Origin of the sequence: Spirillospora sp. NPDC049652 (assembly GCF_040675125.1) — a bacterium.
Lineage (GTDB): Bacteria > Actinomycetota > Actinomycetes > Streptosporangiales > Streptosporangiaceae > Spirillospora.
Window position 1 is genome coordinate 1 of the sequence record NZ_JBFAOF010001475.1, and the last position, 1,262, is coordinate 1,262.

General features: G+C 70.7%; 1 protein-coding gene. It reads left to right on the forward strand.

The window, feature by feature from the left end; translation table 11 throughout:
- On the forward strand, positions 1-1,060 hold a 1,060-nt coding region (locus tag AB0J52_RS41225), incomplete at its 5' end, for a hypothetical protein (RefSeq protein WP_500188703.1).
- Between the last annotated feature and the right edge of the window lie 202 nt (positions 1,061-1,262).

Below are 1,262 nucleotides of genomic sequence, written 5' to 3' on the forward strand. Positions count from 1 at the left end.
GCCCAACCCCCTGAAGGCGACCGTCGTCGCCGCGACGGCCCTCGCGGCCGTCGTCGCGGTACCGGCGTCCGCCGACGCCGCCACCCACGCCTGGCGCATCGCCCTCAACGTCCACCCCACCTCGCGCACCGAGATGGACACGGTGACCGTCGCGTCCAAGAAGGACGGCTGGGCGTTCGGGAACGCGTTCCACCAGAAGTCCAAGCCCGCGATCGTGTCGTTCTCGTACCACTGGAACGGCAAGACCTGGAAGTACGTCGCCCTGCCGACGGGCCTGGACGGCATGGTCCGGGACGCGTCCAGCGTGTCGTCCTCGGACGCGTGGGCCGTCAGCACCCCCGGCGAGTCCCCCGGCAAGGGACCGAACGCGGTCCTGCACTGGAACGGCAAGCGCTGGACGGTCGTGAAGCGGCTGCCGGGACGGCCCTCTTCCGTCCAGGCGTTCAGCGCGAAGAACGTCTGGGTGTTCGGCGCGGACATGGCCGCCACGGGCTCCGGGACGTGGCACTACAACGGCAAGACGTGGACGCGCGTGAAGACCGGCACGTTCACCCCGAACAAGGTCAGCGCGACGTCGTCCGCGAACATGTGGACGTTCGGCCGCGACGCCGCGCCCGGCAAGGACTTCAAGACCGTCGGACGCTTCGACGGCCGCAGGTGGACGACCACGAACGTCGGCGTCGAGGTCAGCGCCATCCTGGCCGTCTCGTCCAGCAGCGTGTGGGCGACCGGCTGCGAGTACGGGCCCAAGTCCCGGAACTACCTGCTGCACTGGAACGGCAAGGGCTGGAAGAAGTCCGCCGCCCCCGGCACCGCGTGCCTGGACGGCATCGCGCTCGACGGCTACGGCGGCGCCTGGTTCTCGTCGCGGAACGCCGATGTCCTCCTGCACCGCTCGAAGACCGGCAAGTGGAGCACGGTCCGGATCCCGCGCCCGTCCGGCACACCGCATCCCGCCCGGCTCGCCCACGTCCCCGGGACGGGCGTCACCTTCGCCGTCTCGACGAGCGTCGTCGGCTCGTGGAAGAGCGCGTCCGGCCAGATCCTGAAGTTCTCCTGACCGGCGAAAAGCACGGCGGGCCCGGAAAACCGGGCTGATCACGCGGACGGTCCCGTGAGAAGATCGCGCCACTCACCCCCCTTCGCCCCTTCTCTCGGGGCCATCCGCAGGAGCATTTCTTTGCCCAACCCCCTGAAGGCGACCGTCGTCGCCGCGACGGCCCTCGCGGCCGTCGTCGCGGTACCGGCGTCCGCCGACGCCG